Consider the following 14,521-nt stretch of genomic DNA (forward strand, 5'->3'; position numbering starts at 1 on the left):
CTGCAGGGCGCAGTTGGGGGCGCGCGCACTGCGCCAACGCAGCACGTCGGGGCCACTTCGCGCAGATGCCTGCAACCGCTGCGCGAAGCGGGCCAGACACCGCCACGGTGATGGAGTTGCAGGCTGCTCGCAGCGCATTGACCTCAACGTGACCTGCGCATGGCTAGGGTGGGGCTTCGTTCCTGCCAGGCCAGCTGATGACCACTGCCACCAACCAAACCCGTCTGTTCGCGCTGGGCCTGTTCGCGTTTCTCGGCAGCTTTGCGGCAATCGTGTGGTACCTGATGCGGCCGTATGGCACGGCGTATTTCTTCCCGGTGCACTTTTTGATCGGTGCGGCGTTGCCGTTCGGGTTCTATGCGATCGGCGGCACGCGGCTGTGGTTCTGGATCGGGATCGGGGTTACCGCATTGGTGCTGCTGTGGTTCAACTTCTGGGGGCATGATGCCAACGGGGCGGCGCCACGCCTGCTCGACTGGACCCACTTTGCCGCCGGTGCGGTGGGTCTGGTGGGCGCGTGGGCGGTGCAGTTGGTCTATCGCCATGTGCGTCCACCGCATCGCCCGTCGGTTGAGTGAGCGGGATTGTGCGGGGCGGTCGCGTTTGACCAGGGAACGGCGAGGTGTGGCGCGCGCTCACAGCAGGCGGTGGGCGTGCCTGCGCTGCCCTGCCCGCACCGACGCATGACCTCGGACCGATAGCTTTGCTGCAGCGCGTTGGGCGACACTCGGGAATTCTTTGATTCCCGCGAGGTCCGCATGTCGTCTTGGCTCAGGCGCAAATCCATCGATCAGGTCACCGTGCACGAGGCCGGTCGGCAACTGGTCCGCAGCCTGAGTTGGCCGCATCTGATCGCGCTGGGTATCGGCGCGATTGTCGGCACCGGCATCTACACGTTGATCGGGGTGGGCGCGGACAAGGCCGGCCCGGCGGTGCTGCTGTCGTTTGTGGCCGCCGGCATCGTGTGCGCCTGCGCGGCACTGGCGTATGCGGAGATGGCCACGATGATGCCGGCCGCCGGCAGCGCCTACACCTACAGCTACACCGCGCTCGGCGAGAGCATCGCCTGGGTGGTGGGCTGGAGCCTGGTGCTGGAGTACTCGCTGGTGGTGAGTACGGTGGCGGTGGGCTGGTCGGGCTATTTCGTCGGCTTCCTGCAGTGGTTGGGGGTCAACCTGCCGCATGCCCTGGTGGCCGGGCCGCACGCCGGCGGCATCGTCAATCTGCCGGCGGTGGTGATCACCTTCCTGGTGGCCGGCATGCTGATGGCCGGCACCAAGGAAAGCGCCACGCTCAATGCGGTGCTGGTGGTGCTGAAGATCGTGGCGCTGGGTGTGTTCGTGGCGATCGCGTTGCCGGCCTTCGACAGTGCCAACCTGCAGCCGTTCATGCCGTATGGCTTCCCCAAGACCGCGGGCCCGGATGGCGTGGAGCGCGGGGTGATGGCGGCGGCGGCGATCATCTTCTTCGCGTTCTATGGCTTCGATGCGATTTCCACCGCGGCCGAGGAAACCAAGAACCCGGGCCGCGATCTGTCGATCGGCATCGTCGGTTCGATGATCGGCTGCACGCTGATCTATGTGCTGGTGGCGTTGTCGGCGGTGGGCGCGATGAGCTTCACCGTGTTCGGCAAGAGCCCCGAGCCCTTGGCGCTGATCATGCGCGAACTCGGCCACGGCAAGGCGGCGTTGGTGATCGGCGCGGTGGCGATCATCGCGCTGCCGACGGTGTTGCTGGCGTTTCTGTACGGGCAGAGCCGCATCTTCTTCGTGATGTCGCGCGATGGCCTGTTGCCGCGCGGCCTGTCCAAGGTCAACGCGCGCACCGGCACACCGGTGGCGATCACCTTGTTCACGGCGGTGCTGGTGGCCGCGTTGGCCGGTGTGGCACGCCTGGATGAAATTGCCGCATTGGCCAACGCCGGCACCCTGGCCGCGTTCACCGCAGTGGCGGCGTGCCTGCTGGTGCTGCGCGTGCGCGAGCCGACGCGTGTGCGGGCCTTCCGTACACCGCTGGCATGGGTGGTGGGACCGGTGGCGATCCTGGGCTGCCTGTACCTGTTCTGGAGCCTGCCCAGCACCACGCAGGGCTGGTTCCTGGTCTGGAACGTGCTGGGTGTGGTGGTGTATGTGGCCTATGGGCGGCGGAATAGCCGCTTGGCGAAGGTTGGGTAGTTCCATCTCCCATCGGGAGAAGGTGGCCAGAAGGGCCGGATCAAGGGCGCCCCGGTATCTTTCAGTGCCATGCATGACGAACGCGTCGCCACGCGCCTTCAAGGTTGAATCGTTGATGGGAAAGTCTTGGCGGTAGCAGTCCCGTGCTGCACGACTGCTTGCGGATGCACGCTGACCACTCCCTTCTCCCATCGGGAGAAGGTGGCCCAAAAGGCCGGATGAGGGGACGGGCGACGCCTGGTGTTATCCAACTTGGTCAGGGGCTTCGCTCCCTACCCTCACCCCGGCCCGCGCTAGCAGCGCGGGCGCTCCCAGGCACGCGCGCCAGAGGCGCGCAAGCTGTGCCTTATCGCCCCGCAGGAGAGGGGCTTTAGCACACGTCAGGGCTTTCCCTCGCACTCCCTGCAACCCGGGGAGGAGCGTTGGCTCAAGGCGCGGCTGCAGGCGTGGCGCAGAACGAGGTTGGGAGTGCATCTGCCTGCGTGCCCCAGCCCTGCGTCGGGGGCTGCTTGGTCAGCGCAAACGACAACGTGCCGCCCTGCTGCAGCTGGGCCCAGTCCAGGAACACCTGCCGCTGCGGTGTGCCGTTGAAACGCACGCTGTCCACGTATTGCAGCGCGCGGCCGTCGGCGCCGGGGGCGTCGATGCGCAGGCGCTTGCCGTTGCCCAGGTCCAGCGTGGCCCGCTTGAAGCGCGGGGCATGCAGCAGGAACTGCCCGCTGCCCGGTACCGCCGGATACAGGCCCAGCGCGCTGAACAGGTACCAGGCCGACATCGTGCCGAGGTCGTCGTTGCCGGTGACGCCGTTGGGTGCGTTGGTGAACAGCTGTTGGGCGGCGCGCACCACGGTGGCGGTCTTCCACGGCTGGCCGATCAACGTGTACATCCACGGTGCGTGCAGGTCCGGTTCGTTGTTGGGGTTGTAGCGGTACTGGTTGTAGTAGCTGTATGGGCCGACTACCCAGTGCGTGCGCGCGGCGTTGAGCGGGTCCTTCAGCAGGTCGTCGTAGGCGAAGAAGGCATCCAGGCGTTGGCCGGCCTGCTCGCTGCCGTGCATGGCCTGCAGCATGCCGGGGATGTCCTGCTGCACCAGCCACTGGTATTGCCAGGCGGTGCCTTCATGGAAGCCGTGCTGCGAGCGCGGGCTGTAGCGATCGTCCGAGGGGGCGTACCAGCTGCCGTCTTCCAGCCGCGGCCGTGGAAAGCCGCTGAAGCCGGTGTCGGCATCGCGCACGCCGGCGTCCCAGACGTTGTGCCAGTTGCCGCCGCGTTTGCGCAGCAGCGCGCTGTCGTCGGGGTGGCCGAGCGCCTGCGCCATCTGTGCCAGCGCGCAGTCGGCCAGCGCGTATTCCAGCGTGGCCGAACCGCCGTGGTGCGGGTCCACGTCCATGCCCTTGGACGGGAACGCACGGTCGTACTGCACGAAGCCGTTGGCCAGGTAGCTGGCGTTGCCGGAGCGGCCGGCGTGGCGCGAGTTGATTGGCGGTTGTTCGAAGGCGTTCTGGCGCAGCGCTGCGTACGCCTGCGCCTGGTTGTCCTGCAGCGCGCCGAAGCGCCACAGGTCGACCAGGAACGGGGTCACCGGGTCGCCGGTCATGATATTGGTATCGAAGTTGGCATAGCCCCAGCGCGGCAGCCAGCCGCCTTGCTGATGGATCGCCAGCAGCGAGCGGCCGATGTCGCGCGCGCGTGCCGGCTGCAGCAAGGCAAGCAGCTGGTTCTGCGAGCGATAGGTGTCCCACAGCGAGAAATACTCGTAGTAGGTCCAGCCATCGGCGCGGTGGATCGCATCGTCGAAGCCGCGATAGCGGCCATCGGCATCGCTGCCGGTCAGCGGCTGCAGCAGGGCGTGATACAGCGCGGTGTAGGCCACGCTGCGGTCGTCGTTGCTGGCGCCATCCAGCTGCAGGCTGGCCAGCTGCTTGCGCCAGGCCTGTTGCGCGCGCTGGCGCATCTGTTCCAGGCCCAGCAGCTTGCCGCCGAGCATGCCGTCGGCGCGCAGGTTGTTGCGTGCACCTTCGGCATCCACGTGCGAGATGGCGCTGACCACGGTCATTGCGCGCGCGTTCTTGTTATTGCCCAGCGGGAAACTGAGCCAGGCGCCATTGGGCTTGAGTTCGCCACCCATGCCGTGGCGCGCGTCGGGCACGCCGCCGTCTTCGCCCCAGACGCCGTGTGCGGTGAACGGGCGGTCGAATTCCAGCCGGAACCAGGTGGTGTATTCGTGGCCGCCGCAGAAACTTTGCGTGGTCAGTTTGCCTTCGACCACGCGGTCGCCGACCACCTGCAGCTGGCTGCCGATCACCACGTGGCGGTCGTTGGCCTGGCCCAGGTTGACCAGCACATGCCCGGTGTCGGCGCCGGGGGCGAATGTGTAGCGCTCGGCGGCGGCGCGGGTGAGCGCAGTAGCTTCGGCGTCGATGCCGCCGTAGTCGGTCAGCCGCACCTTGTAGTAGCCGGCCTGGCCGACTTCGCCGTCATGGGTGTAGCGGGCGGCATAGCGCTTCTGGTCGAAGGCCTTGGCGTCGCCGGTGTCGAAGTCGCCGCCCGGGCCGATGCGGCCGGTGACCGGCAGCACCGAGACCTGCCCGCCCTGCTCCCAGCAGCCGGCCCCGGATAGGAACGAGTGGCCGAAGCCGCGGATGCTGGGGTCGTCGTAGCGCCAGCCGGCGTAATGCGCGCCGATCGGGCTGACCTGGACCAGGCCGAACGGCGCCGAGGCACCGGGGAAGGTGTTGCCGTCGTCCTTGCTGCCGATGAAGGTGTTGACCTGCGCCGGGTCCCGCGCGGCCAGCGGCGCGCACACCGCCATGCCGAGCAGGCACAGGCCGGCGGCGGCGCGGCGCCACTGCGGCGTTGATGGGAAATGCGACGAAGAGCGATCGGATGCAACGGCGAAGGGCATGCAGGACACCTCGGGGGAGAGAGCGGGCGAGGCCGCAGGTGGATGACGCGTGCCGACGCCCCAGACGCGGCGATCGGTCGATACCCGCCTGACGGCGGCTTGCGACAGGTGGGCAGCGGCTCAGAAATCGAACACGTATTCTGCCGCGATCTCGCGCCCGACCGGGCTGAACAGGCGGCTGCGGATCTCCTCGGCGCCGATGATCTGCACCGGCGCCGGCCCTTCGGCCGGGACGCGCTTGATGCGCGAACCGGTCACGGTAACGGCATCGAGTTGTTGCGGGGCGCTGGCCTGCTGGGCGAGGGCGGACAGCGGCGACAGCATTGCGAGCAGCACAGCACGGGACAGCTGCTGCGGGCGACAACGGCGGTAATCGGTCATTCAAGCGTCTCGTCGAGGGCGGTGGTACGACGGAAAGACTTTCTTTTTTTCAAACACTTGCGGGGGAATGGCGTACTTGGATCGATCTAAATTCGGGACAGCTTGTGTCATCAGTTGGCAAAGATTAAGCATTCCCGACCCGCGGCTGCACACCGCGGCGCAGCAAAGTGTGCGGGCTCTGGCAGTTTTTCGGTGGTTTAGGCGTTTTGAATCAGGCTGTTGCACGTGGCTGGGTGCTGCAGTTTTGAAACGTGTCAGTTGTGCTGACGGATGAGCTGGCTTGGGGGTGATTTGGCTGCGTTGCGCGTGATTGGTTGAGAGGCGTGCGCCAGGGCGTGTTGCGCGTCGGGGGACGGACCCTCACCCCAACCCCCGCTCCGCGCCCCGGCCCGCGCTGGCAGCGCGGGCGCTCCCAGGCACGCGCGACGCTGGCGCGCAAGCTGTGCCTTATCGCCCCGGGGGGAGAGGGGCTTGGTTCCTGGGGTGTGGTTGGCCCATAAAAAAAGCCCGGTCAGTGACCGGGCTTGGCGACGCTGGCGTGGCGGCGGGAGGGGCCGACGCGCCGGTGACGCAGTTGCTCAGATCCAGCGCATGCCTTCGAACGGGTTCCAGCTGGTGCTGCCCTTCACCTTGTCCAGGTAATAGGCGTAGTTGGCGATCATGCCGGTCAACAACGACAGCGGCAGCCACAGCACATTCTGAAACGCAGCCGGCAGGAACGAGGCCACGATGCTCACCACGACGCTGATGCCGATCAGGCTCAACGCCTTGCGCCACAGGCCGATGATGAAGAAGTAGATGACACCGAAGAAGAAGGCATAGAAGTTCATGCCGACCTTGACCTTCTCACCAAAGCTCAAGGTCTTCAGTGCGTTCTTGTAACTGGGGTCCTTGGGGCCACCGTGCCGGTCGAAGAAATCGAAACGGAACTGCCACTTGGGACTGAGCTGGGTGCGATCGAAGGTGTCCATTCCAAACCATGTAGTTGAAAACGGTTACATGATAGGCGATCGCGTATTCACCGGACACGTTTGCGGGCGCCGGACAGAAGACGGGGTCAGCCGCCGATCAGTTTCGGCAGTGGCCGCTTGCAGCGGTGCAGCGCGCGTTATTCACGCTGGTCGCTGAGGCCGGTACCGCGGCGCGCCCGGCGCAGCGCGTACAGCGAGTGGTCGGCGCGGTCGACCACTGCCGCCAGCGCCTCGCCGTCGTTGCGCAGGGCGGTGCCCAGGGTGAACCGGATTGGCGCCTCGTCGATGGCGGCCATGTAGTCGCGCACCAGGGCCGCCAGCTGCGGCTGGGTGGGTTGATGCAGCAGCACCAGGAACTCGTCGCCGCCCAGGCGGACCAGACGGTCCTGGGTGCGCAGCGGCTGGTTGAGGAACCAGGCCATCTGCACCAGCACCTCGTCGCCGCGCTGGTGGCCATGGGTGTCGTTGACCAGCTTGAACTTGTCCAGATCCACCACGATGCAGCCCCAGCGCACGCTGGGGTCGCGCTTGTCGAGCTCGTCCAGGAAGCGGCGGTTGTAGCAGTTGGTGAGCGGGTCGGTGAACGACCATTCCAGCAGCTGCTTCTCCTGCTGGTACTGGTTGGTGATGTCCTGGGCGTGCGCCAGCACGATGGTGGCGTCGGCCTCCACGTCCAGCACGTTGCGGTACTGCCAGTGGCGCAAGCTGCCATCGCTGGCGACCAGCTCGATCACGCCGGCGTCCTGGCCGTCGAGCACCATCCGCGACAGATAGCCGTGCAGGGCGGCATGCAGCTCGGGGCGGACGAATTCCAGCAACGAGCGGCCTTCCATGCCCTCCACGCTGCGGCCCAGCGAGCGCGCGGCGGCCGGATTGACGCTGATCAGGCGGCCATCCATGTCGTGGGTGCAGATCAGGCCCAGGCTGTACTGGAACATGTTGCGGAACTTGCGTTCGCTGGCGGCCAGCGCATCCACCGCGCGGTGGCGGTCGGTGACGTCCTGGATCGCGCCGATCAGGCGGGTGCGTCCGTCCACATGCTCCATCGAGCCGGTGCTATGCACCCACAGCTGCCGGCCGGTGGCGCTGACCAGCGGCAGTTCCAGATCCCAGGGCGTGCCATCGCGCACGCAGGCCTCGACCGCCTCGGTGATGACCGCGCGCGCATCGAGCGGGTAGAAGCCGATCCCTTCGGCCAGGGTCGGCCGGTAGCCGGCCGGCAGATCGTGCAGGCGGCAGGTCTGGTCCGACCAGGTCAGGGTGCCGCTGGCCACGTCCACTTCCCAGCCGCCGACGCCGGCAACCCGGCCGGTACGCTCCAGGAACGCCTCGCTCTCGCGCAGGCGTTGCTGCAGCTGTTCGTTGGCGGCCTGGCGTTCCAGCATCAGCCGGCGCTGCTCCAGGCCTTCGGCGGCAACCCGGGCCAGCTGCTGCAAGGCCGCCAGTTGCGCCGGTTCCAGCGCGCGCGGGCGCTGGTCGATCACGCACACCGTGCCCATGCGCAAGCCGTCGGACAACACGATCGGCGCACCGGCGTAGTAACGGATCCCCGGCGCATCGGTGACCAGCGTATTGTCGCGAAAGCGCGGATCGGCCGGCGCATCGCGTACTTCCATCACCGCATCGTCCTGGATGGTGTAGGCGCAGAACGCGAGTTCGCGTGGGGTTTCGCTGGCATCAGGCAGGCCGATATTGGCCTTCCACCATTGGCGATGTTCGTCCACCAGCGACACCAGCGCGATCGGCGTGCCGGCGATCGCCTGCGCGGCGGCGGCCAGCGCATCGAAGAACGGCTCGGCATCGGTGTCGACGACCTGCAACAGCGCCAGACGCGACAGCCGCTCGGCCTCGCGGGAGGTGGATGACACGACGGTGTCGCAGTGGCTCAATGAAATGCTCGCTTGGTCCCCCGGGCAATCCGCTCAGTCTAGCGGACCGAACATACCTGCTAACGCAGCGTTGCGTGCGCCATCGCACAGAAGATGCCTTGTGCGCAGCCCACACGCTCCGTCACTGGATGGGCTCGGTCCCGCTTGCCGCAGTGTCGTCGCGCATCTGCAGGGCCAGATACAGGCGCACGCAGTCGTCGGTATTGCGCAGGTCCACGCCGCAGAGTTCTGCGATGCGCTGCATGCGGTAATCCAGCGTATTACGGTGGATGGCCAGTGCCTTGGCGGTGGGCGCCATGCGCATGCCGGCGCCGAACCACGCCGACAGCGTCTGCACCAGGTCGCCGCGGCGGTCCTGGGCCAGCAGCGCCTGCAGCGGCTTGCGCAGTTCGTCGGCCTGCCAGGCCTGGCGCAGGTCGTCCACCAGCACCGGCAGGCGATGGTCGTCGTAGAAGAACGCATCGGCCTGCGGCGCGCGCGCCTTGCCGATGCGCATGGTGGTGCGCGCGATCTGGTGCGACAGCGCCAGCCCGCCGGGCTGCGGGAAGTACTGCCCCAGCGCGAGGCGGATCCGCAGCGGGCTGCTGGCGCGCATGCGCTCGAGCAAGGTGTGGGCGCGGCGGCGTTGTTCGTCCACATCCCAGTGGCCGCGGCGGTCCAGTGCCGGCTTGAGCACCACCAGTTCGTTGAGCGCGGTGGCGGCGATCAGGTTGCCGCGTTCGGGCGTGGACAGCAGTGTGTGCAGGCGCTGCAGTTCCACCAGCATCGCGTCCAGGTCGAGGGTGTCGCTTTCCACTTCGATCACCGCCGCCACGCGCGGCAGGTCGAGCGCGATGCCGAGCCGTTCGGCCCAGCCGGCCAGTGCCGGGGTCGGCCCGTCGGCGCGGATCAGGCCGAGCGTGACTTCCTCGCGCAGGCGCGCATCGCGGGCCAGCAGGCGCAGCAGGCCGGCCTGTTCCAGCATCGCTTCGGCGGCCATGCGCACCAGTTCGGCCTGTTGCCCGATCCGCTGCGGGTCGCCGGTTAGCCCGACGCAGCCGACGATGCGGCCATCGGCGATCAGCGGCAGGTTGACGCCCGGGCGAACCGCATCCAGCTGCTGGGCCAGCGCCGCGTCGATCTCCACCCGGCCCTGCCTGGACAGTACCAGCAGCGCACCCTCGTGCAGCTGACCGATGCGCGCCGGCTCGCCGCTGGCGATGATGACGCCGGTGTGGTCCATCACATTGACGTTGCCGTCGATGATGGTCATCGCGCGGTCGACGATGGACTGCGCCAGGGTGCGGTCGAGCGTGAGCATGGGCATGGGGTCTGTTGGCGCGATCGGGGAGGACACGGTGGCACGTTCGGTGCTGCATGGCGGTGCCCCGTCCTGTGCTGCGCGCATGCATCAGGCAGGCAGCATCAGTGGATCACGTGGCGACCGCGTGGCACAGCCTGCGCACGGCATCCCGCGCGCTGCCGTCAGCGCGTGGCTGCACGCGCAGGCAACTGCGCCAAGGCCTGACCCAGCTGCAGCGCCGCGGCCACATTGCGGGCGGCGATGCGCACGTTGCTGGCGGCTTCGGCCAGCGCCTGCTCCACCGTGCAGGCGCGATGCACCACCGCAAACATCGCGTCGATGCCGTGCCCATGCAGCAGCGCGGCGCCGTTGCCCAGGCAACCGGCGATGGCGATCACCGGCTTGCCGTGGCGCTGCGCCAGCCGCGCCACGCCCACCGGGGTCTTGCCGTGCAGGCTCTGGCTGTCCAGGCGGCCTTCGCCGGTGATGACCAGATCGGCCTGGGCGACCAGGGCATCCAGCCCGAGCGCCTGCGCCACGATCTCCACCCCGGGCCGCAACTGCGCGCCCAGGTAGGCCACCAGCGCCGCGCCCAGTCCGCCGGCCGCACCGCCACCGGGCAAGTCATGCAGGCGCACGCCCAGGTCGCGTTGCAGCACATCGGCGTAGCGCTGCAGGTTGCTGTCGAGCTGGCGCACCATGCTGGGGGTGGCACCCTTCTGCGGGCCGAATACCGCCGAAGCGCCGGTCGGGCCGATCAGCGGGTTGTCCACATCGCAGGCCACTTCGAACTGGCAGTCCTGCAGCCGCAGGTCCAGGTCCTGGGTGTCGATCCGCGCCAGCGTCGCCAGCGCGCCGCCACCCGGGCCGATCGACTCGCCCTGCGCATCCAGCAGCCGCACGCCCAGCGCCTGCGCCAGGCCGGCGCCGCCGTCGTTGGTGGCGCTGCCGCCGATGCCGATGATGAAGCGCCGCGCGCCAGCATCCAGCGCGGCCAGGATCAACTCGCCCACGCCCGCGGTACTGGTGCGCAGCGGCGCGCGCTCGGCCGGCGGCACCAGTGCCAGGCCGCTGGCGGCGGCCATTTCGATCACCGCGGTACGGCCGTCGCCGGTCAGGCCGAAGAACGCCTGCACCGGGGTGCCGAGCGGGCCGCTGACCGTGCAGTCGATCACCCGCCCGCCGGTGGCCGCCACCAGCGCATCGACCGTGCCTTCGCCGCCATCGGCTACCGGCACCTTGCGGTACTGCCAGTCGGGGAACACCTCGCGGAAACCGGCCTCGATCTGGGTGGCGACCTCCAGCGCGGACAGGCTTTCCTTGTAGGAATCGGGGGCGATGACGATCTTCATGGGCACACTCGCTGGGACGGACGCATCACTGGTTCACCGCGCGTGCCGGCACCCGCAGCACCAGCGCGGCGCCCAGCAGCATGGCCCCGGCCAGCACATACAGCGCCAGCTCGGTGCTGTGGGTGGCGTCCTTGATCCAGCCCACCAGGTACGGGCTGACGAAGCCGGCGACCTGGCCGGTGGAGTTGATCAGCGCCAGCCCACCGGCCGCAGCGGCGGCGGTGAGAAAGCCGTTGGTCAGCGGCCAGAACAGCGGCAAGCCACTGACCGCGCCCATCGTGGCCAGGGTCATGCCGAACAGGGCCAGAGCCAGGTTGTCGGTGACGCTGGCGGCGATGCACAGCCCGGCCGCCCCCATCAGCAACGGGAGTACCAGATGCCAGCGGCGCTCGCGGCGGCGGTCGGCCGAGCGCCCCATCAGCAGCATGAACACCGCCGCGGCCAGGTACGGAATGGCGCTCATCAGGCCGATCCGGGTCGGGTCGGTGACGCCGCTGCCCTGGATGATCGAAGGCAGCCAGAAGTTGATCGCATACACCCCGCTCTGGATGCAGAAGTACACCGTGCCCAGCATCCATACCGCCGGGCTGCGCAGCACCGCGCCCAGCGAGCTGGAGGCGCCGGCCGGCTTGCCGGCTTCGTCGGCGGCCAGCGCGCGGGTCAGTGCCTGCTTCTCCTGCGGGTCCAGCCAGGTGGCCTGCTGCACGCCATCGCTGAGCAGGAACCACACCCCGATGCCCAGCAGCACGGTCGGCAGGCCCTGCAGCAGGAACATCCATTGCCAGCCGGCCAGGCCACCCTGCCCGGCCGAAAAATGGCCGAGGATCCAGCCCGACAACGGCCCGCCCAGCACGCCGGAGATCGGGATGGCCGACATGAAGACGGTCATGACCCGGCCATGCTGGGCGCGCGGGAACCAGCGCGTCAGGTACAGCACGATGCCGGGGAAGAAGCCGGCCTCGGCCGCGCCGGTGAGCAGGCGCAGGGTGTAGAAGCCGGCCGGCGTGCGCACGAACATCAGGCAGGTCGACAGCAGGCCCCAGCTGACCATCATGATCGCCACCCAGCGGCGCGCACCGATGCGCTGCAGGATCAGATTGCTCGGCACCCCGCAGGCCAGGTAGCCGATGAAGAAGATGCCCGCACCCAGCCCGTACACGGTCTCGCTCATGCCCAGATCGCCGAGCATCTGCAGCTTGGCGAAGCCCACGTTGACCCGGTCCAGGTAGTTGAACAGGTAGCAGACGAACAGGAACGGGATCAGCCGCCACAGGATCTTGCGGTAGGTCGGGGCCATGTCATCGGGGGGCGGCAGTGGCCGGGTGGCTTGGGTCATCGCACGCTCCAGCAGTCGGTGGGCCCATCGGCGCGCAGTGCTGGCACCGGCACCACACAGGGGTCGGCGCATTCTAGTTGGAGCTTTTTCCCGGAAGCATCGTCAGCCTGCTGCCTGTCTGCGGACAAGCAGACGCGGGTTTTTGTGCAAATGCCCAAATCCACATCAAGTGTCCCGAGCGTGTGCGAGGCTCGGAACGCTGCAGCAACCATGCTGGTGCAGAGCTGGCCGACCCGATACCGCGCGGTCACCCGGCCAAGTAACTACCGGGCCGACAGCCAGCGCCGACGCAGTACCCAGCCCAGCACGACAGACCGCCTCGGCTTTGCGAATCCCAAATCCCAAATCCCGCGCTCTACCGATTCCCAACTCCCGATTCCCCATTCCCCACCGCATACGCCTGCGCCTGCCCCATCACCCGCAGCAGGTTGCCGCCCCAGATGCCGGCGATCTGCTGCTCGGTATAGCCCTTGCGCAGCAGCCAGGCGGTGATGCGCGGCAGGTCGGAGACGTCTTCCAGGCCGACCACGCCACCGCCGCCGTCCCAGTCCATGCCGATGCCCACGTGCTCGGGCCCGACCACCTTGAGCACATGCTCCAGATGGGCGAAGAAGTCCTCCTCGGTGGCGCGCTTGATCGGGTAGCGCGCATCCAGCTCCTTGAGCGCGGCGCTCAGGGCCGTGCCGTCGGCGATCTTGATGTGCTCCCAGCCGCCGTATTGCTCGGTCAGTGCCTTCTCGGCAGCCTTGCGCTCGGGGCTGGCGCCGCTGTCGACCAGATAGCCACCGTAGGAATTCACCTGGATCACCCCGCCGTGCTCGGCCAGCACCTTCAGCCGCGCGTCGTCAATATTGCGCGGATGGTTAAACACCGCACGCGCGCCGCTGTGCGAGAGCACGATCGGCACCGGCGACAGTGCGATCAACTGGTCGAACACCGCATCGGAGGCATGCGATTGGTCGATCACGATGCCCAGCGCCTGCGCCTGCTGCACCAGTTGCTTGCCGGCCGGGCTCAGGCCCTTCCACTCCGGCCCCTTGGGGTCGGTGGCCGAGTCGGCGAACTCGTTGTTGAGAAAATGCACGGTGCTCATCAGGCGCAGGCCCTGCGCGTAATAGAAGCGCAGCAGCGTGGGGTCGGCCACCAGCGGGCTGGCGTTTTCCATGCTGATGTACACCACGCGCTTGCGATCGGCCTTGATGCGCGCGGCATCGGCGGGGGTGGTGGCGAAGGCGAAGCGCTGCGGTTGCGCGGCCAGCAGCGTGTGGATCTTCAACAGCCGCTGCAGACCGGCATCGCGATCGTCCAGGTGCGCGGCCGCACTGCGATTGCCCTGCGCGGTGTAGACCGCCCAGAAGCCGCCATCCAGCGCGCCTTCGACCATGCGCGGGTAGTCCACCTGCGACAGCCGGTTGCCGGCATGCGCCTGCAACACGTCGAAATCGGGGCGCTCCAGGTTGGCCGGCGTGTCCAGATGCGAATCCAGCGTGACCAGGCGCTGTTGCAGCGCCGTGGCGCGCGCCAGTTCGGCCTTGGAAAACTCCAGCGCGTGGCCGGGTGCGGCCACAGCCAGACTGAGCAGGATGGCGGTGCACAGGCGATGCAGGGTCATGGCAACTCGCAGAAGATGGGGGGTGCATCGATCATAGCCGCGCTTGCCTCGGCGGCTGCACGATCACTGGCTGTCGTGGCGCGTGGCCGCAGACATTGCTGCCCGCGACCGCGCGCCAGTACTCACTTGCGTTCGAAGAACTCGTGGTAGGCCTTGGATTTGCCTTCCGGCGACTTGCCCACGCCGTTGCGGATCAGCGTCTTGCCGTCTGCGGAAAACGTCCAGAACTCGCCGACGATCACGTCGTCGTCCTTCATCTTGAGGATCTGGTAGGTGTCGGCGCCGGTCTTGCTCACCGCGATCTGGTTGAAGCGCGCCTGCTCGTTGAGCGGGCTGGGTTTGCCATCCAGCGTGGTGACGTAGTCGACCTTGTACGGAGTGTCAGGGCGGGTGGTGTTGATGGAGTGGTATTCGATGCGGTTGTCGGAGAACTGCACGTTGATAGTCAGCCGCATGCCCTTGGGAAACTTGCCGTCGCTCCAGTTGGATTTGGATTCCACCAGGGTCCAGGCGCCGTCGTGCGGGTCGGCCGCAGACGCGGTGAACGTGGCGGTCAACGCCACGATGGCGAACAAGGCGGCGGTCGGAAAGGTGCGCATGGTCTGTGTCCTTGGATGCT

The 14,521-nt window shown here is 67.8% G+C and carries 10 protein-coding genes and 1 pseudogene; 2 read left to right on the forward strand and 9 right to left on the reverse strand.

Annotation, left to right across the window (positions count from 1 at the left end; genetic code table 11):
* The first annotated feature begins 197 nt into the window (after positions 1-197).
* Together ABQ137_RS00295 and ABQ137_RS00300 are read left to right on the forward strand one after the other, a co-directional pair.
* Positions 198-578 carry a hypothetical protein gene (locus ABQ137_RS00295; protein ID WP_104591313.1) on the forward strand — a complete coding sequence of 127 codons (381 nt, stop codon included), beginning with the start codon at positions 198-200 and terminating at the stop codon, positions 576-578.
* A gap of 180 nt (positions 579-758) precedes the next feature.
* Positions 759-2,174: an amino acid permease gene (locus ABQ137_RS00300; RefSeq protein WP_065046939.1), complete on the forward strand. Its 1,416-nt coding sequence runs from the start codon at positions 759-761 to the stop codon at positions 2,172-2,174.
* A 427-nt stretch (positions 2,175-2,601) separates the two neighbouring features.
* Here ABQ137_RS00300 and ABQ137_RS00305 read toward each other — a convergent pair whose 3' ends face one another.
* From ABQ137_RS00305 to ABQ137_RS00345, 9 genes and pseudogenes are all read right to left on the reverse strand, one after another.
* Positions 2,602-5,079, reverse strand: a complete 2,478-nt coding sequence (locus tag ABQ137_RS00305; RefSeq protein ID WP_349780914.1) for a GH92 family glycosyl hydrolase — start codon at positions 5,077-5,079, stop codon at positions 2,602-2,604.
* 159 nt (positions 5,080-5,238) lie between these two features.
* Positions 5,239-5,460 (reverse strand): annotated as a pseudogene (locus ABQ137_RS00310) (hypothetical protein); the annotation flags it as partial.
* 578 nt (positions 5,461-6,038) lie between these two features.
* Positions 6,039-6,431 (reverse strand): DUF2628 domain-containing protein, encoded by a 393-nt coding sequence (locus ABQ137_RS00315; protein WP_016902101.1) that lies wholly within the window; start codon positions 6,429-6,431, stop codon positions 6,039-6,041.
* A 137-nt stretch (positions 6,432-6,568) separates the two neighbouring features.
* Positions 6,569-8,320: a sensor domain-containing diguanylate cyclase gene (locus ABQ137_RS00320; RefSeq protein ID WP_349780915.1), complete on the reverse strand. Its 1,752-nt coding sequence runs from the start codon at positions 8,318-8,320 to the stop codon at positions 6,569-6,571.
* Positions 8,321-8,441: 121 nt separating this feature from the next.
* Positions 8,442-9,620: a sugar diacid recognition domain-containing protein gene (locus ABQ137_RS00325; RefSeq protein WP_349780916.1), complete on the reverse strand. Its 1,179-nt coding sequence runs from the start codon at positions 9,618-9,620 to the stop codon at positions 8,442-8,444.
* Between the two features lie 164 nt (positions 9,621-9,784).
* Positions 9,785-10,954, reverse strand: a complete 1,170-nt coding sequence (locus ABQ137_RS00330; protein WP_039518172.1) for a glycerate kinase — start codon at positions 10,952-10,954, stop codon at positions 9,785-9,787.
* Positions 10,955-10,979: 25 nt separating this feature from the next.
* Entirely contained in the window at positions 10,980-12,290 is a 1,311-nt protein-coding gene (locus tag ABQ137_RS00335) for an MFS transporter (protein ID WP_349780917.1), read from the reverse strand.
* Between the two features lie 355 nt (positions 12,291-12,645).
* Complete coding sequence (locus ABQ137_RS00340; protein ID WP_127158663.1) at positions 12,646-13,902, reverse strand: dipeptidase; 1,257 nt, start codon at positions 13,900-13,902, stop codon at positions 12,646-12,648.
* Positions 13,903-14,024: 122 nt separating this feature from the next.
* Complete coding sequence (locus ABQ137_RS00345; RefSeq protein WP_016904927.1) at positions 14,025-14,501, reverse strand: hypothetical protein; 477 nt, start codon at positions 14,499-14,501, stop codon at positions 14,025-14,027.
* Positions 14,502-14,521 lie beyond the last annotated feature (20 nt).

The sequence above is a fragment of the Xanthomonas sp. WHRI 8393 genome (assembly GCF_040203315.1).
In the GTDB taxonomy this organism is placed as follows: Bacteria; Pseudomonadota; Gammaproteobacteria; order Xanthomonadales; family Xanthomonadaceae; genus Xanthomonas; species Xanthomonas arboricola.

Excerpts from the sequence above, each read along its gene's own strand:
- ABQ137_RS00295 (WP_104591313.1), top strand. The coding sequence starts at position 198 with ATGACCACTGCCACCAACCAAACCCGTCTGTTCGCGCTGGGCCTGTTC.
- ABQ137_RS00300 (WP_065046939.1), top strand. The coding sequence starts at position 759 with ATGTCGTCTTGGCTCAGGCGCAAATCCATCGATCAGGTCACCGTGCAC.
- ABQ137_RS00305 (WP_349780914.1), bottom strand. The coding sequence starts at position 5,079 with ATGCCCTTCGCCGTTGCATCCGATCGCTCTTCGTCGCATTTCCCATCA.
- ABQ137_RS00315 (WP_016902101.1), bottom strand. The coding sequence starts at position 6,431 with ATGGACACCTTCGATCGCACCCAGCTCAGTCCCAAGTGGCAGTTCCGT.
- ABQ137_RS00325 (WP_349780916.1), bottom strand. The coding sequence starts at position 9,620 with ATGCTCACGCTCGACCGCACCCTGGCGCAGTCCATCGTCGACCGCGCG.
- ABQ137_RS00330 (WP_039518172.1), bottom strand. The coding sequence starts at position 10,954 with ATGAAGATCGTCATCGCCCCCGATTCCTACAAGGAAAGCCTGTCCGCG.
- ABQ137_RS00335 (WP_349780917.1), bottom strand. The coding sequence starts at position 12,290 with ATGACCCAAGCCACCCGGCCACTGCCGCCCCCCGATGACATGGCCCCG.
- ABQ137_RS00340 (WP_127158663.1), bottom strand. The coding sequence starts at position 13,902 with ATGACCCTGCATCGCCTGTGCACCGCCATCCTGCTCAGTCTGGCTGTG.
- ABQ137_RS00345 (WP_016904927.1), bottom strand. The coding sequence starts at position 14,501 with ATGCGCACCTTTCCGACCGCCGCCTTGTTCGCCATCGTGGCGTTGACC.